The sequence below is a fragment of the Pseudomonas sp. TMP9 genome (assembly GCF_037943105.1).
In the GTDB taxonomy this organism is placed as follows: domain Bacteria; phylum Pseudomonadota; class Gammaproteobacteria; order Pseudomonadales; family Pseudomonadaceae; genus Aquipseudomonas.
This window is the reverse complement of sequence record NZ_CP149803.1, coordinates 580,528-599,491: the sequence shown is the minus strand read 5'-3', so window position 1 is coordinate 599,491 and position 18,964 is coordinate 580,528. Positions and strand designations below refer to the sequence as shown.

The following is an 18,964-nucleotide window of genomic DNA, read 5'->3' as shown; positions in this document are numbered from 1 at the left end:
GCCTAGCCCAGTCGCTTGGACTCTGCCGGAAGGTCTTCAGGCCCCATCGACCGGCGGGGTCTGCTATCGTTGCCTGTCACCACGAATCGCTAAGAGGATAGGTAATGAGTACTGCATCAGGATGTTCGGCTTGCCGTGACGGCCATGGTTTAGGCTTCCCGATTAGCATGGCTTTCCAGCCCATCGTCAACCTGAGTACGGGAACGATATTCGCCCATGAAGCGCTGGTTCGTGGCCCTGCCGGTGAGTCCGCCGGCAGCCTGCTAGGCCAGCTCAACCGGGATAACCTCTACCCCTTTGATCAAGCCTGCCGGATTACCGCATTGGAATGGGCCGCCAAGCTGCAAGTGCCGGCGATGGTCTCGATCAACTTTATGCCTAACGCGGTTTATAAGCCGGAGACCTGCATCCGCGCCACGCTGGAGGCGGCTGAGCGGTTTAACTTCCCGCTGGAGCGGATTATTTTCGAGGTTACCGAGCAAGAGCAGGTGCTGGATATTGACCACCTGACGAATATCCTGCGCGCCTATCGCAAGCAGGGTTTTATGACGGCCATCGATGATTTCGGCGCAGGCTATGCAGGCCTGAACCTGCTGGCTGACTTCCAGCCTGACTTGATCAAGCTGGACATGCAGCTGATCCGCGACATCGATACAGACAGCGTGCGCCAGGTGCTGGTCGACGCCACCTTAATGATGTGCCGCAAGTTGAATATTCGGGTGATTGCCGAGGGCATCGAAACCCTTGGCGAGCTGCACGCGTTGCGCGACATGGGCGTGGAACTGTTCCAAGGCTACCTGCTGGCTAAACCCGGTTTTGAGTCGCTGCCCGAAGTGAACTGGCCAGGCTGACCCCTGACTGGCAGGCCTTTGTTTGCTTGATTACACTCAGCGCAACCTCACCCATCCGGAAGCGCCCCATGAGCATAATCAGTGAATTCAAAACCTTCGCCGTCAAAGGCAATGTGGTCGACATGGCCGTTGGCATCATCATCGGCGCCGCCTTTGGCAAGATCGTTTCATCCTTTGTCGGCGATGTAGTGATGCCGCCATTGGGCGTATTGATTGGCGGCGTGGACTTCTCCGACCTGGCCGTGGTGCTCAAAGCGGCTGAAGGTGATGTCGCGGCCGTTACCTTGGGCTATGGCAAATTTATCCAGACCGTCTTGGATTTTCTGATCGTCGCGTTCGCCATCTTTATGGGCATAAAGGTGCTGAACAAACTCAAGCGCGAAGAAGAAGTTGCACCCACAGCGCCTCCTGGGCCAACCGCAGATCAGGCACTGCTCAGCGAAATCCGTGACTTGCTTAAAGCGCAGCAGGGCAAAACCTAACCACGCCCGCTGAGGCGGCTGGGGGCATGATCGTCCCCAGCCGTGTACACGATTTGTTGCAGCTTATTGTGTTAACCCATGCGGGCAGAGCGGTAACGGGTGGGCTGTTCATGTAATCTGTTTGCCCATTAGTCACGCATACCCCTCAATGACACTCCTACTGGCTTTTGCTGTTCTCTCCATTCTGGTTTCGTTTATCTGCTCGATTCTCGAAGCAGCGCTGCTGTCGCTAACGCCCAGCTATATCGCCCAGCAAAGGGCTGATAAGCCCAAGCTGTATGAGCGGCTAAAAGCGCTGAAGGATCAAATTGATAAACCCCTTGCCGCCATCCTCACGCTGAACACCGTGGCCCACACCGTGGGTGCAACTGGCGTTGGCGCGCAGGTGACGGTGGTTTTTGGCGATGGCTACCTGGGTATCGCGTCGGCGGTAATGACCTTGCTGATTCTGGTGCTCTCGGAAATCGTGCCAAAAACGCTGGGGGCGCGTTACTGGCGGACACTGGCGCCGTTTCTACCCGGCTTATTGGGCGCCATGATCCTGATGCTCAAACCTTTTATCCTGCTGTCTGACTCGCTTATGCGCCTGATGGGCGGCAAAGAGCCCGAGCACGACATTCGCCAGGAAATCAAAGCGCTGACGTTATTGGGCCGCGAATCGGGCCAGTTAGATGACGACGAGCAGCGCGTGATTGGCAACATCCTAGACCTGCATGACATCAAGCTGCGCGACATTATGACCCCGCGTATCGTTTGCGAGGCCGCAGCGCCCGGCGAGACAATCAGCGCGTTCAAGCTGCGCGTCAAAGAAAGCCAATTCTCACGCTACCCGGTCATCAATGAGGAAGAATCGCCGCTGGGTGTGGTGTTTCGCTATGACGCACTGTCCGCCGAGGATGATCAGCTACCCGTATCCAGCATTCTCAAACCGCTGAAAGTGGTGCTGGAAACCATGAACGTAGAAAACCTAATGGCCCTGCTGATGCAAGAGCGTCAGCACATGTGCCTGGTTTATGACGAATTCGGCAGCTGGCGCGGCCTGGTGACCCTGGAAGACATCATGGAGACCATCATCGGCAAAGCCATCCTTGATGAAACCGATGACATCCCCAACATGCGCCGCTTCGCCAAGCGCCGCTGGGAACATCGAATCAAAGCCATTCGCGAAGAGTGATAGCACGTGCCTGTTTTACGCCAACACGTGAAGCAGGCACCTCGCATCAACCATGCTCAACCGTCAGCGGCCCTCACTGACGACGCCTGTACTTGTTCTGCAGCGCACTTAGACGCTACCCGCAAACACGCCCCTCCGCCATCAGGCTACACAGCCCCTTTGATTGACTGACTACGCGGTGGCTAGCGTGCTGCACATTTATGCCTGCCATTCAATAAATGGGTTCTGTTTCAGCGCGGTTTTTAACTAGACTGCAAAGGGCTGTTATCCGCTTTGAGCACAACACCTACTGGCAGCCCACAACCGATAATTATGCAGTGAGTAAATGGCGACGACTCAACGCTTGAGACGGTGCTGGCTGGATTCCTCCCATTAGTTAAGGCCGATTCATGACCGATATTGCCGATGATGATCTCTTTAACTTCGACGCCGAAACCGGCCACGCGCCGAAGGAGAATGCCGAACACGCTTGGCATGTGTTGATCGTCGATGATGATCAGGATGTTCACCAGTCCACCTGTTTTGCGCTTGCCAACACGCAAATCCTCGGGCGCCCGCTGAGGTTTCTGCATGCCTATTCAGCCAGCCAAGCTGTCGAGTTGCTCAATGAGGACACACAGGTTGCGGTGATTCTGTTAGACGTGGTGATGGAGTCCGAGCATGCCGGCCTGCACTTGGTTAAACGTATCCGCGAAGAAATGGCTAACAGCGAAACGCGCATCATCCTGCGCACTGGGCAACCGGGTTATGCCCCGGAGCTTGAAGCCATTCGTGATTACGACATCAACGACTACAAAACCAAATCCGAACTGACCCGTAATCGCCTCTACACCTCGCTGACTACCGCTATTCGCTCTTACGACCAAATTCACACCATCAACGCCAGCCGCCTTGGCCTTGGCATGGTAATCCGCGCGAGCAGCCAACTCCTGGCTCGTCAAGGCGTCAGTGAATTTGCTGCAGGCATCATCACGCAAATTTGCGGCCTGCTCGGCCTGCCACCCGAAGGGCTGGTGTGTGCCTATGACCATGAGTTCTCCCCCGCCAGCGCGTTAATCGTGGCCGCGGCCGGCAACCTGACGGCCTGCATCGATAAGCAACTGGCCGAGTTGCCCGATCGCCATGTAGCGGATGCGCTCAAACAAGCGTTAAGCGAGCGACGCAATATTTACGCAGAGACCAGCACCACGCTGTTCTTCCAAGGCCAGGGGCACAACCACATGGCCGCCTACTTGCAAACGCAGCGGTCATTAGGCGAGCTCGACAAACAACTGCTTGAGGTGTTTTGCAGCAATATCGTTATTACCTTGGATAACGTCCTGCTGCTCAGCCAGCTCAAGGACCACGCCTATAACGACCAGCTGCTGCATATCCCTAATCGCCTAGCGCTTATTCACGCCCTCGACCGCGCACTGGCCGGCAGCGCTGCCAGCGAGCTCACCCTGGCCCTAATTGATATCGACGGCTTTTCAGAATTCAACGACACCCTGGGGCACACGCTTGGCGATGCCATGCTGCAAGCCGTAAGCACGCGCTTGCAGGCCTCGATATCGGATAGCAGCCTGCTCGCACGGGTCGATGGCGACGTTTTTGGCATTCTTGCCGAGCACAGCACCCTCAGCCAAGAACACCTACAAACAGTGCTGCAAGAGCCGCTGCAGTTTGCTGAGCTGAGCCAGCGCATCACCGCGACCATCGGCCTCGCACGTTTGGACCAGGTAGACGGTAAAGGCAGTGATGCGCTGAAGGCTGCCAGCATCGCCCTCAAGCATGGCAAGCAACAACAACGCGGCAGCATCAATCACTTCAGCCGCAAGATGGAGTTTGAAACCCGCGCCCGCGTGCAACTGCTGCAGGACCTGCGTCTGGCGTTTGAACGCGAGCGCCTGTTCGTCGTCTATCAGCCTCAGTACAACCTGCAAAACAACCAGCTTGTAGGCGTGGAAGCCCTGCTGCGCTGGCGCACCGAAGATAACCGTTTCGTTTCCCCTGCCGAGTTCATTCCACTTGCCGAAAGCTCGGGGCTTATCGTGGCCTTGGGCGAATGGGTCTTGCGCGTCGCTTGCCATGACCTCGGCATCATCAACCAGCACAGCGAACATCCGCTGCGCATGGCCATCAATGTGTCTGTCGCACAACTGCGCCATCCCGGCTTTATCAACATGCTCAGCAGCGCCCTGGCTGAAAGCAGCGTGCAGCCGCAACTGATCGAACTTGAGATCACCGAGTCCATGGCCATGCTCGAAGCCGATCTGATGACCGTGCTCATCGAGCAAATCAAGGCACGGGGTTTGACACTGGCGGTGGATGACTTCGGTACCGGGTTCTCCTCCCTCAGCTACCTAGAGCGCCTCAACGTAGACCGTCTGAAAATCGACCTCAGCTTTATTCGCCAGCTGGAACAGAGTGAAGGCGGCAGGCGTATCGTCGAAACCATTATCCAACTGGGTCAGAGCCTTGATCTTGAAGTGATTGCCGAGGGCATTGAGCAACAAAGCCAGGCCGCACTGCTCAAGCAAATGGGCTGCCACGAGGGCCAGGGCTACCTGTTTGCCAAGCCCATGCCGATGAACGAACTGCTTGCCTTTATCGCCCCCCAGAGTGAATAAGCCATGCCTCGCCTTAAATTGTCGCGCATTGCCCTGATCGCGCTCACGTTACTCAGCGGTGCCTGCAGCGACCCAGAGCCGATCCGCTTGGGCTTTATCGGCGGCCTGTCCGGGGCCAATGCCGACCTAGGCCTTGCCGCTCGTAATGGCGCGCAGTTGGCCGTTGAGCAACACAACGCGGCAGCCATTAACCACGGCCGCAGCGTGCAACTGATCATTCGCGACGATGAGCTGAACCCAGAGCAGGGCAAAAAAGCCTTGGCTGAGCTGCTGGAGCAGCGCGTAGACGCCGTCATCGGGCCGATGACCAGCACCGTTGCCATGGCGCTTGCGCCAATGGCCACCGAGGCTGGCGTGCTGTTAATGGGCGGGCCGGTGAGCACCGACCTGCTCAATGGCCGCGATGACCAGTTCTTCCGCACCATTGGCAGCAATGACGAACACGCCCGCGTGATGGCTACCTTCTTGAACCAACGGCACAGCATCAAGCGCGTCAGCCTGATCGTCGATCATCGCAACAAAGCCTATACCGATACGTGGGCAGGCCACTTCAGCACACGCCTCAACGCGCTCGGTGGGCGCATTGTGCACACCACTGTGTTCGAGTCGTCTACTGCACTCGACTACACCCAACTGGCCCGTCAGGCACTGACTGAAAAGCCCCAAGCCGTGCTGCTTATCACCAGCGCACTAGACGCCGCCCTGCTGATTAATCAGCTGCGCCAACAGCACGAGTCGCTAATTATTGCCACCGCTGAATGGGCCGGCAGCGGCAAGTTGGTTGAACTAGGCGGCAATGCAGTCGAAGACGTGATCGTGGCGCAGTACATCAACATGCAAGACACCTCCGCTGCATTTACAGCATTCAAACAAGCCTTTAGCACTCGCTATGGCGAGGCACTGAGCTTTCCCGCATTGACCGCCTACAACTCCACCCGCGTCGTGCTGCAGGGTTTGACTGAACAGGGTGACGACGAAACGCTCAAGCAAACGCTGCTGCGCCTGCGCCGTTTTGACGGCTTGCAGGGCCCCATCGAGCTAGACGAATTCGGTGACACTCACAGCCCGACTTTCATCACCCGCATCCACAAAGGCCAGTATCTGCGTGAGAATTAAACACTCACTTACCGGGCTGCTTATTGCTGCGCTGCTGACGGCCTGCGGCGAGCCGGACGCTACGCTGCAACCCGTGCGCCTTGGGGTTATCGTCGACAGTTCGGGGGCCAGTGCCAGTCTGGGCATTTCCGGGCGCAATGGCATTCAGCTGGCTATTGAACAGCGCAATGAACGCGGCGGTATTCAGGGCCGCCCCATTGAAATGCTGCTGCAAGACGACGGTTTTGATCCGCAACGGGCCAAACAAGCCGCCAAACGGCTGATTGACCTTAAGGTCGATGCAGTTCTGGGGCCGATGACCAGCGTGATTGCCGAAGCATTAGCGCAGCCGTTTACCGACGCCAACATTTTACTGATGGGCATTACGCCGCTTTCGCCCTTGCTGGCCGGCAAGGACGATATGTTCTTTCGCACCCTTGGCCACCACAACCCGGATGCCCGTGACATTGCCGAACACCTGCACAACCGCCTCGGCATTACCCAGGCAAGCCTGGTGGTTGAGCAAAGTAATGCCACTTTCACAACGCCTTGGGTGGCGGACTTCACGACGCACTTCACCACGTTGGGCGGGCAGATTACCGAGCCGGTTGCCTTCCAGCGCATCCCAGAGGCGCAGTATGCCGAACTAGCCAGCGCCGCTCTGAAACCCGGCACCCAGGCCGTCGTGATGGTCAGCAGCGCCCTCGACACCGCCATGCTCGCCTCGCACCTGCGCCAAAAACAACCTGACGTGGTGCTGGCGACGCCCTCTTGGGCGGCGGCTGATGCCCTGCTGGAAATGGGCGGTCAATCGGTTGAGGGGCTGATCACTTCACAGGTCTTTGATCTCAATGATGCAAGCCCGCTATTCAAATCGTTCCGCAGCCAATACCAAGCCCGTTTTGGTCAGGACGTTGATACCGCCGCGGTCACCGGTTACAACGCCACTCAGGTCCTGCTGCACGCCATCGCTGCTCGCCAGCCCGACGAACATCTTAAGCAAACGCTGTTGCGCATCCGCCGCTTCGAGGGCCTGCAGCAACCGATCGTCTTCGACGCTTTCGGTGACAACAACAACCATAATTACCTGAGAGTGGTGAAACATGGCCGCTTTATCGACCCTGAGTAACCTGCTCAGGGCGCGCCCCCTTCTCCTAACCCTGGCGAGCCGCTTTATCATCGTCGCCGCACTGCCGATCCTCGCCATCGCACTGTTGTTTCGACTGTATTACGAGCCCCTGCTACTTGAGGATGTCGACACCCGCCAGGGCTTTGCCGCCGATAATATTGCCCGCCAACTGGAGCGCCACTTTGCCATTGCCGACCGCGAACTGAGTTCTCTAGCCCGCCTGTTCGACAGCTCCGCGGACCTCAGCGACGCGCAGATACAGACCCTGCTCGACGCCTACGCGGACACGTCGGACTTCTACGAAGCCATCTACCTGAGCGACGCGCAAGGGCGTATCCGTGCCGTCGGCATGCCGGCAACCAAGCGCAGCCTGAGGCAAAACCTTTACGGCTTAGATATCTCTGCGCGGGATTTTGTGCGCAACGCTCAGGCCGAACAAACGGGCGCTTGGTCCAACAGTTTTCTATCAACCGTCAGCTCGCGCTTGGCCGTCGCCTTGGCTAAACCGCTTGGCCAACGCACCCTGATCGGCGAGGTGGCGATCAGTCCACTGCCCGAACTTGCCAGGCAGTTAAGCCAGGATGGTGCGCTGCAGGTTTTGATTGTTGATCGTCAGCGCCAACTGATCGCCAGTTCGCAAACCCGCACGGTCAGCCAACAGTTGAACCTTGGTCATCTAGCGGTTTTCCAGAGCACCCGCCCAGGCGTGCAGCGCTTAACCATCGAAGGCCAAGAGATGGTCGGCCTGGCGCGCACGGTGAGCGGTCCCGACTGGCAAGTGCTGGTGGCTCAGCCCCGCGAGCAGGCCTACGCCCTGCTGAACGCAACTTGGCAACGGCTAATCTTTTCCCTGGCGGCGACGTTGGCTGTGGCAATAGGTATTGCAGCATTCACCAGCTGGGGCTTGGCTAATAAAATATCGGCGTTCAGCCGTCAGGTTCGGCAGATTGCCAGCGGCCGTTACGACTTGGCCATGCAAACCACCTCCATCAGTGAATTGAATACCTTGAGCGCCAGCCTCAGACGCATGGTCGGCGCTATACGCGAGCGCGAGCAAGCGCTGCAGTCAACCGCCCAGAGCTTGCGCGAAAGCGAGGATCGCCTGCTGGCCACCCTGGAAAATACACCCAACGTCGCCATCCAATGGTTTGATGCCCAAGGCCGAGTTGTACTGTGGAACCATGCCAGCGAGACGCTCTATGGGATAAGCCGTGATCAGGCGCTGGGCCAGACCCTCGACAAACTGCTGTTCAGCGCGGAACAACAGCGGCTGTTTATGGCGGTGCTCGAAGAAGCCACCAAGGGTGCCAGCATCGGGCCTTACCTGAGTGAACTATGCCTGCCGGATAAACGTCAGGTGTTCCTCCTTGGCACCACCTTCATCCTGCCAAGCAGTGAGAACCGGCAAATTTTTGTGTGCATGGACATCGACGTCACTGACCAGAAAAAAGTTGAAATCGCCTACCGCGAACTCAACACCACCCTAGAGCAACGTGTCACAGAGCGCACCGAGGCCCTCAGCCAAAGCAACACCGAGCTGAGCCAGGCCATGAAATCCCTGCAAATAGCCCAAAAAGAACTGGTGCAGAGTGAAAAATTGGCGGCACTGGGCTCGCTGGTGGCGGGCATCGCCCATGAGCTCAATACCCCGGTGGGCAACAGCCTGATGGCGGCCAGCACCCTGGAAGATCACAGCCGCAGTATCGCCGCAGCCATAACCAATGGTGCGTTGAAGCGCTCAACGCTGGAGCAGTTTATCGAGGACAACAAAACCGCCACTGACATTCTGGTGCGTAACCTGCGCAGGGCCAGCGAGTTGATCACCAGCTTCAAGCAAGTGGCCGTCGACCAAGCCAGCGCGCAACGCCGACGCTTCCAGCTCAGCGAGGTGGTCAAGGAAATCATCATTACCCTTGGACCCACGCTAAAAAAGACGCCGTTCGTGATCGAGAGCAACATCGACGACAGCATCGAGCTGGACAGCTACCCCGGCGCGCTAGGCCAAGTGCTGGTGAACCTGATCAACAATGCGCTGACCCACGGCCTAAGTGGCCTGACTCACGGCAAGATCGGCTTGTATGCCTTCCCCTATGAACCTGGCTGGATTGAACTGGCGCTGTCAGACAATGGCCACGGCATCGCCGAGGAAAACCTGCCGCGTATTTTCGACCCCTTCTTCACCACCCGCTTGGGCCAGGGCGGCAGCGGCTTGGGCCTCAATATTGTGCACAACCTGGTCACCGGGGTGCTCGGCGGTAAATTGGAAGTGGCCAGCCAGCCAGGCTGGGGGGCACGCTTCGCCATTCGCCTACCGATCAGCGCACCGTCAGGCGAGCAGCCAAGCATTACGGTGCAATCACCTACCAGTAATTCTCCACCGCCACCTGACCCGGCCGGCGACTTAGGCTGAGTTGCAGATCGCGCTGTTTGAGCAGCGTGCGGGTGTCGTCAATCATCTGTGGGTTGCCGCAAATCATCAGCCGCGAATGCGCCGGCTCAAGCTGCAACCCGGCTGCATGCTCCAGCTCACCACTGGTTAGCAACGTGGTGATGCGCCCATGCAGGCAACCGGGCACCTGCTCACGGGTGACCAACGGCAGGTAGACAAAGCGCTCGGCGTATTCCTGCAAATGCGCCTGCTGCATCAACCCCTGAATCAGCGGCTGATAAGCTAATTCGCTGGCCGTGCGTGCGCTGTACACCAACACCACCCGATCAAAACGCTGCCACACGTCTAACCCCTGCAAGATTGATAAAAAGGGCGCCAACCCCGTGCCACTGGCCAGCAACCAAAGGTCGCGGCCATCTGGAAAACGGTCGAGGGTGAGAAAGCCCAGCGCTTGCTTTTCCACCAGCAGGCTGTCGCCGACCTGCAGCCGGTTCAGCTCGGAGGTGAATTCACCGCCCGGCACGACGATGGAGAAGAACTCCAGAAACTCATCATGAGGTGCCGAGGCCATCGAGTAGGCACGCCAGACCCGCGTGCCATCGGCTGTTTCTACCCCTAAACGAGCAAACTGTCCGGCGTTAAAGCGAAACCCCGCATCGCGACTGCAGCGCAGGCTGAATAAACTGGGCGACCACACCTGAATATCGCTCAGGGTTTGTTGGGTGTACTTGTCATCACGGGTCATGCGAGCTCCGGGCTGATGCAAAGGGCGTACCCCAGTGTCGCGTAAAGCACGCCCTACAAACACCGGCAAACCTTGGGGGCTCTTGGTGTAAGTCGATCCGCGGCGTTTCCGGCCCGGCACGCTTGCCACTCACGGCCCGCCATGCGCCGGGCACGGCGCTAACAGGGTGCAGTGCCAAGCGCTGATGGACTGATGCAACGCTCAGCGCCAAGACTTTTGCCGCACTTGCACCGACAATAGCCACCCACGCACTTTGCCCCGGCCCGCAACCGAGTTCCCCATGCCCCTGCTCAGCACCCCGTTTGCCCAACTTGATCTGATTCGCCAACCCGACCAACCGCATGAGCCGCTGCAAGCGTTTGATGCGGCTGACGAATACCTGCTTAACCATGTGCATGAACAAGGGCTACCTGACGCGGCGCGGGTATTAGTGCTGAATGATAATTTTGGTGCGCTGGCGGCCAGCCTGGTCGGGGTTGCCCGCGTGACCAGCAGCGGTGACTCGCACCTCGGCCACCTTGGCCTGCAGGTCAACCTGCAGCGCAACCAGTTGCCGGCAGATGCGGTGAATTTTGTTCCGGCCAGCGCGACGGCGCAGGGACCGTTCGATGTGGTGCTAATCCGCGTACCCAAAACGCTGGCGCTGCTGGAGGAGCAACTGATTCGCCTGCATGGCCAATTGGCGCCCGGCGCGCAGGTGATCGCTGCGGCCATGGTCAAGCATCTGCCGCGCGCAGCCGGTGATCTACTGGCGCAGTTCGTCGGCCCAGTACAAGCTTCGTTGGCGGTGAAAAAAGCCCGCCTGCTGATCGCTACGCCTGAAGCAAAGCCGACCCCAGTATCGCCCTACCCCACGCGCTACCTGCTCGACAAACCTGCCATTGAGCTGCGTAACCACGCCAATGTGTTCTGCCGCGAAGACGTGGATATCGGCACCCGCGCCTTTCTGCCGCACCTGCCTAAACACCTGAGCCGCATGCGCGTAGCCGACCTTGGCTGCGGTAACGGCGTGCTCGGCATCGCTTACGCCCTAGGCAGTCCGCTGGCCGAGCTGACGTTGGTGGATGAGTCGTATATGGCGGTGCAATCAGCCGAGGAAAACTGGCACGCCGCACTCGGTGAGCGGCCAGTGGCTATCCGCGCCGGTGATGGCCTGGCCGATCAGGCAGCGGATTCGCTGGATGTGGTGCTGTGCAATCCACCCTTTCACCAGCAGCAGGTGGTGGGTGATTTTCTCGCGTGGCGCATGTTCCAACAGGCCCGTGCCGCACTGGTGACAGGCGGCGAATTATGGATAGTCGGCAACCGCCACCTCGGTTACCACGCCAAACTTAAACGCCTATTCCGCGGCGTCGAACAGGTCGCGGCCACGCCGAAGTTTGTGGTGCTCAAGGCGATTAAATAACCCGCCAATAGCGCCTACCTGCTCACGTGGCCTAGCCGCTGTTAGCGCCGTGCGGCAGAGAGCGGCGTGCTGCGCTGCTGCGCTGCTGCCACGTCAGTAAAGCCACCAAACCGATAATAATCACCGCAAACACTTCGCTGGTGCCGACCACGCCAAGGCCTAATCCGCCTTTAGCCACCGAGTGTGACAGCCAGTCACCACAGGACGCTCCAAACGGTCGGGTGAGGATGTAGGCCATCCAAAAACTCGGCACTGAGCCGAGCTTGAACAGGTAATGCGCCACGCCCACCAGCCCAATCGCCGCCAAGAACAACAGCGCGGACACGGCATAACCCAAGCGCATTTCCTCAGCCACCCAGTCGCCTGCAGCCGTGCCGAGAGCAAAGGTCATGAGAATGGCCAACCAATAGAAATACTCGCGGCGCCCAGGATAAATGGCACGGATCGACAGGCTGCGTTCGCAGGCGTACCAAAGCGCGAACGTCAGCGCCAGCGCCACACTGAAAAACACCGTGGTGGTGAGCAATGCCACCCCATAGGTGTCCACCAGACTGTCGGTGAGCAAGGTGCCAAAGATGCTCACCTGCACCACGCATAACCAGTAGGCCCAGGGCTCATATCGGGCACTGCGTAACTGCAGCGCCATGATCAGCAGCAACAGCGCGCCCATGATCAGCGTGGTCACGGGCAGGCCAACATGCAGTTTAAAAATCAGAAAATCGGCACCGGTCTCACCCACCGTCGTCGAGAGTATTTTGATCAACCAGAACACCAGCGTCACCGCCGGTACTTTATTCAGCAGAGCGCCTTCAATCGGGGTATCACGCATCACCTCACCTCGTGTTTTATCGAATTAATCAACCCGCAACTCGCTGCTTTTGACCTGCTGGGCAACCGTGGCTGGCGTGCAACCACGGAAGATATCCAGCTGCGGCTGATAGACCGCTGTGCGCACGCCCATTAAGCCGATCACCGAGTGGAACAGGTTGTCTTGCGACACCGGCTGACCCGCCTGCTGACGCAAGCACTCCGCTGAAATACCGCTGCTGCGCTGCATACCATCGGAGAACCACAACAGCATCGGGATATGGGTTTGCTCGCTCGGGGCCATGGCATAGGGCACGCCATGCAAGTACATGCCGTGCTCACCCAGCGACTCGCCATGGTCCGACAGGTACAGCATCGCCGTGTCCAAGCGCGCCGCATTGCTGCGCAGCAGGTCGATGGTGGCGGCCAATACGTGGTCGGTGTAGAGCAGGCTGTTGTCGTAGGCGTTGACGATGCTGGTCGTGTCGCAGCGGTCCAGTTGCACCTCCTTGCACACCGGGGTGAAGCGCTCAAATGCGGCAGGGTAGCGCTTGAAATAGGCCGGGCCATGGCTGCCCTTCATGTGCAACACCACCACGGTGTCACGCGTCAGGCCGTCCAAGTAGGCTTGCAGGTTGTGCAGCAGCGCTTCATCGTGGCATTCGCCATCCACGCAGAACGGCGCAAGATTGAGGTGCGAAACATCTTCTGTAGGCACGCGGTCACACGCACCCTTGCAGCCTGAGTTGTTGTCGCGCCACAGCACATCCACGCCGGCACGCTGCAACACGTCGAGCATGCCTTCGCGGTTGCCGGCCATCGAATCCTTGTAATCGGCGCGGCCCACGTTCTGAAACATGCAGGGCACCGACACCGCTGTGGCCGTACCGCAGGAGGTTGCCTGCGGGAAGTTGATCACCTCGCGCTGCGCCAACTCGGGGTTGGTTAACCGGGCATAACCGTTGAGCGAGAAGTTCGCCGCGCGCGCCGTTTCGCCTACCACCAACACGGTAACCCGCGGCCGATGGGTGGAGCCTGCCGCGCTGATGCGATGGGCATCAGCACCGACCACTTCCAGCACGGCCGGCGCTGCCAGTTCGCGCTTGAGGTAACCGTGCACGGCCGCCACCACATTGGACGGCACCAACATCAGGCGCACCTCGCGGTGGTTACGGATTAATGAGGCATAGGGTTGGTACTGGCTCATGACCAGCACAGCAAACACGCCCACTAACACCGCCATACTGCCCAGTTTGCCGGCCAACTCGCGCCGCCATTTAAGTGGCTTAACCGGCGCCCGGCTGATCAGCACCGCAGGCACTGCACCCAACAGCAACAGCCACAGCAGCAGGCGCAGATTAAACAGCTCCATGGCTTCAGCGCTGTCGGTCTGCATCACGTTGGTGAGCATGTTGTAGTCGATAACAATGCCGTAGCTGTTCATAAAGTAGCTGGCTGCGGCCGACACCAGCACCAGCAGGGCCAGCACCGGCTTAGTCAACCGCCCCCAGGCCAGCAGGCTGAGCAGCACATACAACCAGATCCAGACAAACAGCGGCAAGCTGAGCAGGAACAGCAGGCTGTCGTTGCTCATGCCGCCAACGCCCTGCCAGACGCTGCGCCAGAATGGCAGGTTGATGCTCAGCATTAGCCACAAGGCCACCAGCATGGTCAGGACGTTGCGGCTTGGGGCCCAACGTTTAACGGTTGATTCACTCACAGTGACACCTGAGGGGATGACAAGACTGAGCTGAATCTACCCAGGCAGGTGTGAAACGCCTGTCGCCAAGATGTGAAAAAAGCGTCAGGAAATCCGCGCGCTTTGGCCGATCTCAAGCATCCGAGTACCGCGCACGCCACGGCCTTAGCTGAATGGCGGCGACTCACGAATTTTTCACATTCTTTTGACGTGGAATTGAATGTCGGGCTTTTAAGATGCTGGCACTGTCTATCGCTGGATATTGCCCATGCCGCTCGCCTCATTCTTTAACAAGTCGTCACCTGCTCTGGTCGGCGGGCTCACCGCGGCAAAGCGGAGCGGTAAACGCGGCTGGCTATTGGCGGCGCAACTGGTGCTGGTGGTGCTGCTCGCGACCCTCAGTTACATGGGCTGGCGTCACCTCTACCCTGCGGTGGCCGAAACGGGCTGGCGCTACACGGTATTGCTCGATGGCATCGAAAAAGTCAGCGCCATTGCCCTGGATGCTGAAGGCGACCTGCTGCTCAGCGAAGAGCTGCAGAGCGGCGAGGGCCGTATTCTGCGTTACCGCGCTGACGGCAGCCTTGAGCCAGTCGAAGCCGGCCTGTCCAAGCCCGACGGCATGGCCAGCTTTCGCGGTGGCGTGGTGTTCAGCCAAGAGCAGGGCGATGAAGCCGTGCTCTGGCGCACACCCGAGCGCACCGTCGAGCTGTTCGCCGGGCGCAATGTCGAAGGGTTGGCGAACGATGGCCAGTACCTGTATGCCATCGAAGACCGCCACGGCGATGGCCGCCTGCTGCGTTACGACCCCAGCGATGACAGTACCCTGGTGCTGCGCAGCGGCCTGGATCAAGCCGAAGCCATAAGCGCTTGCCCCGATGGCCGCCTGTTTTACAGCGAAAAGAAAAACGGCACGGTCTCCCAGTTGAATGCGCAGGGCCATGACAGCGTGGTGCTAACGGGCCTCAACCAACCGGGCTATTTACTCTGCAACAGCGAGGGCCTGTGGATCACCGAAGATGCTACGCATATGGCGCGCCTGCTGCGCCTTGCGCCCGATGGCCAACTGCACACCGTGCTGTCGCACCTGCGCTCGGCGCAAACCCTGATCGAAACCCGCCCCGGCCATTACCTGCTCGCTGAACAAGGCCGCAACCGCGTGCTGCGCCTGCAACACCACCCAACTGGAAACTGATAAATGCGCGTGACAACGACCCGCCCTGCAGCTGGCCGCAACGGCTTGCAGCAACACCTGGTATTTACCGCCCTGAGTGGCGCGCTGTTGATGCTGATGTACAGCCTGCTGCGGGTGGCGTTGCTGGTGTATAACCGCGAGCTGATCGGCGCCACCAGCACCGGCGATCTACTTGAAGCCTTGGTTAACGGCCTGCGCTTTGACCTGCGCGTGGTGGTCTTTATCCTAGCGCCGCTGCTCGTGGTGATGGGCAGCCGGCGCTTGATGGCAGCACGCACTTGGCAATTGGCCTGGCTCAGTTTCGCGGCCAGCCTGACCCTGTTTCTCGGTGTGCTGGAGCTGGACTTCTATCGCGAATTTCACCAGCGCCTCAATGCTCTGGTGTTTCAATACCTCGGCGAAGACCCCGCCACTGTCATGAGCATGCTCTGGCATGGCTTCCCAGTCGGTCGTTACCTGATTGCTTGGGCCCTGGCCAGCTGGCTGCTGTTCAAAACCTTGCAGGCCATACACCGCTTAGCACCGCCAACCGATCCAGCCCTCACCGCTGTCGCGGGCGAGCGCTGGTACTGGCGTATTAGCGTGTTCTCCCTGTGCCTGGTACTCGCCGTGGTAGCCGCGCGCGGCACCTTGCGCCAAGGCCCACCACTGCGCTGGGGGGATGCCAGCACCACCGAGTCGGTATTTGCCAACCAACTGGGGCTCAATGGCACCCTGAGCCTGATCGATGCCGGCAAAGCACGCTGGTCTGATCACCGTGACAACCAATGGAAAGCCCGCATGCCTGCGGCCGAAGCTCAAGCGCTGGTGCGGCAAATGCTGCTGACCCCACAGGACCAACTGATCGACGCTAACGACGCGGCCATCCGCCGGATCAGCAGCCCTGACCCGGCGCTGCAATTGCCGGTGCGCAACGTGGTGGTGATCCTCATGGAAAGCTTCGCCGGGCACTACGTCGGCGCGCTCGGTGGCCAAGGCAATGTCACCCCCAACTTCGACCGATTAACCGAAGAGGGCCTGCTGTTCACCCGTTATTTCTCCAACGGCACCCACACCCATCAAGGCATGTTTGCCACCATGGCCTGCTTCCCGAACTTGCCGGGTTTCGAGTACCTGATGCAGAGCCCAGAGGGCTCCCATGACTTCTCCGGGCTGCCGCAATTGCTGGGTGATCGCGGCTATGACGACCTGTATGTGTATAACGGCGACTTTGGCTGGGACAACCAAAAAGGTTTCTTCGGCAACCAAGGCATGAGCCGTTTCATTGGCCGCAATGACTATGTAGATCCGGTGTTTTCCGACCCCACGTGGGGCGTCTCCGACCAAGATATGTTTGACCGCGCCGACCTTGAACTGCGCAAGATGGATCGACAGCGGCCGTTCTATGCCTTACTGCAAACCCTGTCCAACCACACGCCCTACGCCCTGCCCGACCCGCTGCCGGTGGAGCCCGTCAGCGGCTTCGGCTCTGTCGATGAACACCTCACGGCCATGCGCTACTCAGACTGGGCCTTGGGCCAGTTTTTCGAGAAGGCGCGCAAAGCACCTTACTTCAAAGACACCCTGTTTGTGATCGTCGGCGACCATGGCTTTGGCAGCCCCGAGCAGCTCAGCGACATCGACCTGTATCGCTTCCACGTACCCCTGCTGGTGATTGCCCCTGGTATTCAGGCGCAATTTGGCGCGCGTAATGACATTGCCGGCACCCAATTGGACATTGTCCCCACCATCATGGGTCGGCTTGGTGGCCCCGTGCAGCAACAATGCTGGGGCCGCGACCTGTTAGCGCTGGACCCAGCCGACCCGGGTATTGGCGTGATCAAACCCTCCGGCAGCGACCAGACCGTCGCCCTGATCTCCGGCGCTAACCTGCTGATTCAGCCCCGCGATGGCGCGGCGCGCCTGTATGACTACAAGCTGCACGAGAACGCCGCTGTGCAGCCTCTCGACAACGCCGCGCTGCAACAGCATCTATTGCCACGCTTGCAGGCTTTTTTGCAGGTGGCCACTCAGAGCCTGCTGAGCAACACCGCGGGGGTCGACAACAGCCAGCCTGACACGCGCCAAACAGCTGTACAAAACAGCGCTACACCACCCATAACGCCCCAGTGATCAAGACAACCCGGACCGCCCTATGCCGAGCCAGCCGCACACCACGCCGCACCTACCAACGCGTGCGCTGAGTAAGCCACTTGCCAGGCGCCTACTCAGTGACGTGGCACGGCACGCGCAACAGTGGCGGGTCACGCAGCTGATTAACAGCGCCTTAACCCTGGCCGACGAGCCCAGTTTGGTCCTCGACCTGCCCTGCGCCGTCGATGGTTTTTGGCCGCTGCTAAGCAGCAGCGATAGTCGCGTGGTGATTGCGGCCAATGCCGATGCCGAGCACTTGACTGAAGCCCTCACCCGCGCGTTGACCGGCCTGCATAGCGCCTTCACCAGCCGGGTCCATGCGCTGCAATCCTCAGTGTTTGCAATTGAGCTGGACGCCAATGCCGTGGACTGCATTTTCTGCATGCACTGCCTGCACCAGGTTGACGATCCGTTGCGCAGGATGGCTCTGTTGCAGGAATTTAACCGGGTCACCCGCGACAGCGTGATCATCTCCGTATGGGTCGACGGCAACCTCGAGGCCTTAGGTCATAAGCAGCGCGACGGTCAGATTTATCCACGCAGGCAAATCGAGCGTGAGTTTATCGCGGCAGGCTTCACCATCACTGGCCACCGCGATTTCATTCCAGGCCTGGCCATGTTGCGCCTTTATGTGTTGCACAAACGCGGCTAGACCCTGCGCATTCGTCCTTGATAAGCATGACTGAGCGTCTTGGGGCTGCTGTTTGCAGCCTCAACACTTATGGCGTTTACCCACGTGGGAGTGCTCATCATCCGGCAGCGCATTGACGCCTGCGCGGCTGTTTAGCTGCTGCAAAATACCGCAGGCCTGCACGTCCTGTTCATTGGCGCAGCGATGGCGTAAGTCAATCAGCTGCTGCTGTAACGCCAGCAAACTGGTGACCCGGGCGCGCACATGACGAATGTGCTCATCCACTAGGTTGTTGACGCCCTGACAGTTTTGCTGCGGCTGATCCATCAAAGCCAAAAGGCTTCTGATCTCGCTCAAGGTCATGTCCAGCGTGCGGCAATTACGGATAAACCTGAGCCGCTCCAGATGCTCGCTGAGGTACAGGCGGTAATTACCGTCACTGCGAGCGGGTGTCGGCAGCAGCCCTTCGCGCTCGTAGTAGCGCACCGTTTCCACGGGGCAGTCGGCCAGCTTGGCCAATTCTCCTATCTTCATTAAAAACCTCGCCGCCAGGGCTTGACCCTGAAGTGACTTTAGGGTGTTAACTCTACAGCATCACGCAATGAGGGCATTACCATGAC

The 18,964-nt window shown here is 59.2% G+C and carries 15 protein-coding genes; 11 read left to right on the top strand and 4 right to left on the bottom strand.

Annotated elements, in window-relative coordinates; all coding sequences use genetic code 11:
- The first annotated feature begins 104 nt into the window (after window positions 1–104).
- The 7 genes from WF513_RS02885 (at window position 105) to WF513_RS02855 (ending at window position 9,750) form a co-directional block, all read left to right on the top strand.
- On the top strand, window positions 105–851 hold the full coding sequence (locus WF513_RS02885; RefSeq protein ID WP_339081269.1) for an EAL domain-containing protein: 747 nt from the start codon (window positions 105–107) through the stop codon (window positions 849–851).
- 68 nt (window positions 852–919) lie between these two features.
- Window positions 920–1,333: a large-conductance mechanosensitive channel protein MscL gene (mscL, locus tag WF513_RS02880; protein WP_339081267.1), complete on the top strand. Its 414-nt coding sequence runs from the start codon at window positions 920–922 to the stop codon at window positions 1,331–1,333.
- Window positions 1,334–1,481: 148 nt separating this feature from the next.
- Window positions 1,482–2,507: a CNNM domain-containing protein gene (locus WF513_RS02875; RefSeq protein WP_339081265.1), complete on the top strand. Its 1,026-nt coding sequence runs from the start codon at window positions 1,482–1,484 to the stop codon at window positions 2,505–2,507.
- A gap of 389 nt (window positions 2,508–2,896) precedes the next feature.
- Complete coding sequence (locus WF513_RS02870; RefSeq protein ID WP_339081263.1) at window positions 2,897–5,116, top strand: EAL domain-containing protein; 2,220 nt, start codon at window positions 2,897–2,899, stop codon at window positions 5,114–5,116.
- A 3-nt stretch (window positions 5,117–5,119) separates the two neighbouring features.
- Entirely contained in the window at window positions 5,120–6,232 is a 1,113-nt protein-coding gene (locus WF513_RS02865; protein WP_339081261.1) for an ABC transporter substrate-binding protein, read from the top strand.
- Window positions 6,222–7,340 carry an ABC transporter substrate-binding protein gene (locus tag WF513_RS02860; protein ID WP_339081259.1) on the top strand — a complete coding sequence of 373 codons (1,119 nt, stop codon included), beginning with the start codon at window positions 6,222–6,224 and terminating at the stop codon, window positions 7,338–7,340. The genes WF513_RS02865 and WF513_RS02860 overlap by 11 nt, the downstream gene beginning before the upstream one ends.
- Window positions 7,315–9,750 carry an ATP-binding protein gene (locus WF513_RS02855; protein ID WP_339081257.1) on the top strand — a complete coding sequence of 812 codons (2,436 nt, stop codon included), beginning with the start codon at window positions 7,315–7,317 and terminating at the stop codon, window positions 9,748–9,750. Before WF513_RS02860 ends, WF513_RS02855 begins: the two co-directional genes overlap by 26 nt.
- On the opposite strand, the gene WF513_RS02850 is transcribed toward WF513_RS02855, so the two are convergent.
- Window positions 9,701–10,474, bottom strand: a complete 774-nt coding sequence (locus WF513_RS02850; RefSeq protein ID WP_339081255.1) for a ferredoxin--NADP reductase — start codon at window positions 10,472–10,474, stop codon at window positions 9,701–9,703. The two genes, WF513_RS02855 and WF513_RS02850, sit on opposite strands and share 50 nt — an antisense overlap.
- A 280-nt stretch (window positions 10,475–10,754) precedes the next feature.
- On the opposite strand from WF513_RS02850, the gene WF513_RS02845 reads away from it, so the two are divergent.
- Window positions 10,755–11,879 (top strand): class I SAM-dependent methyltransferase, encoded by a 1,125-nt coding sequence (locus tag WF513_RS02845; RefSeq protein ID WP_339081253.1) that lies wholly within the window; start codon window positions 10,755–10,757, stop codon window positions 11,877–11,879.
- A 31-nt stretch (window positions 11,880–11,910) separates the two neighbouring features.
- On the opposite strand, the gene WF513_RS02840 is transcribed toward WF513_RS02845, so the two are convergent.
- Both WF513_RS02840 and WF513_RS02835 read right to left on the bottom strand, forming a co-directional pair.
- The gene (locus WF513_RS02840) at window positions 11,911–12,708 is read right to left on the bottom strand and encodes a hypothetical protein (protein WP_339081251.1); all 798 of its coding nucleotides are present in this window, start codon (window positions 12,706–12,708) and stop codon (window positions 11,911–11,913) included.
- Between the two features lie 24 nt (window positions 12,709–12,732).
- Window positions 12,733–14,406, bottom strand: a complete 1,674-nt coding sequence (locus WF513_RS02835; RefSeq protein ID WP_339081249.1) for a phosphoethanolamine--lipid A transferase — start codon at window positions 14,404–14,406, stop codon at window positions 12,733–12,735.
- A gap of 247 nt (window positions 14,407–14,653) precedes the next feature.
- Here WF513_RS02835 and WF513_RS02830 point away from each other — a divergent pair, with 247 nt between their 5' ends.
- The 3 genes from WF513_RS02830 to WF513_RS02820 are packed head-to-tail and all read left to right on the top strand — an operon-like array spanning window position 14,654 to window position 18,365.
- Window positions 14,654–15,580 (top strand): hypothetical protein, encoded by a 927-nt coding sequence (locus tag WF513_RS02830; protein WP_339081248.1) that lies wholly within the window; start codon window positions 14,654–14,656, stop codon window positions 15,578–15,580.
- A gap of 3 nt (window positions 15,581–15,583) precedes the next feature.
- Entirely contained in the window at window positions 15,584–17,692 is a 2,109-nt protein-coding gene (locus WF513_RS02825; RefSeq protein ID WP_339081247.1) for an LTA synthase family protein, read from the top strand.
- Between the two features lie 22 nt (window positions 17,693–17,714).
- Complete coding sequence (locus WF513_RS02820; RefSeq protein WP_339081245.1) at window positions 17,715–18,365, top strand: class I SAM-dependent methyltransferase; 651 nt, start codon at window positions 17,715–17,717, stop codon at window positions 18,363–18,365.
- A gap of 60 nt (window positions 18,366–18,425) precedes the next feature.
- Here WF513_RS02820 and cadR read toward each other — a convergent pair whose 3' ends face one another.
- Complete coding sequence (cadR, locus tag WF513_RS02815) at window positions 18,426–18,878, bottom strand: Cd(II)/Pb(II)-responsive transcriptional regulator (protein WP_339081243.1); 453 nt, start codon at window positions 18,876–18,878, stop codon at window positions 18,426–18,428.
- Between the last annotated feature and the right edge of the window lie 86 nt (window positions 18,879–18,964).

Coding starts and splice junctions, on each gene's coding strand:
- WF513_RS02830 (WP_339081248.1), top strand. CDS start 14,654: ATGCCGCTCGCCTCATTCTTTAACAAGTCGTCACCTGCTCTGGTCGGC.
- WF513_RS02870 (WP_339081263.1), top strand. CDS start 2,897: ATGACCGATATTGCCGATGATGATCTCTTTAACTTCGACGCCGAAACC.
- WF513_RS02825 (WP_339081247.1), top strand. CDS start 15,584: ATGCGCGTGACAACGACCCGCCCTGCAGCTGGCCGCAACGGCTTGCAG.
- mscL (WP_339081267.1), top strand. CDS start 920: ATGAGCATAATCAGTGAATTCAAAACCTTCGCCGTCAAAGGCAATGTG.
- WF513_RS02840 (WP_339081251.1), bottom strand. CDS start 12,708: ATGCGTGATACCCCGATTGAAGGCGCTCTGCTGAATAAAGTACCGGCG.
- WF513_RS02875 (WP_339081265.1), top strand. CDS start 1,482: ATGACACTCCTACTGGCTTTTGCTGTTCTCTCCATTCTGGTTTCGTTT.
- cadR (WP_339081243.1), bottom strand. CDS start 18,878: ATGAAGATAGGAGAATTGGCCAAGCTGGCCGACTGCCCCGTGGAAACG.
- WF513_RS02865 (WP_339081261.1), top strand. CDS start 5,120: ATGCCTCGCCTTAAATTGTCGCGCATTGCCCTGATCGCGCTCACGTTA.
- WF513_RS02885 (WP_339081269.1), top strand. CDS start 105: ATGAGTACTGCATCAGGATGTTCGGCTTGCCGTGACGGCCATGGTTTA.
- WF513_RS02855 (WP_339081257.1), top strand. CDS start 7,315: ATGGCCGCTTTATCGACCCTGAGTAACCTGCTCAGGGCGCGCCCCCTT.
- WF513_RS02845 (WP_339081253.1), top strand. CDS start 10,755: ATGCCCCTGCTCAGCACCCCGTTTGCCCAACTTGATCTGATTCGCCAA.
- WF513_RS02850 (WP_339081255.1), bottom strand. CDS start 10,474: ATGACCCGTGATGACAAGTACACCCAACAAACCCTGAGCGATATTCAG.
- WF513_RS02820 (WP_339081245.1), top strand. CDS start 17,715: ATGCCGAGCCAGCCGCACACCACGCCGCACCTACCAACGCGTGCGCTG.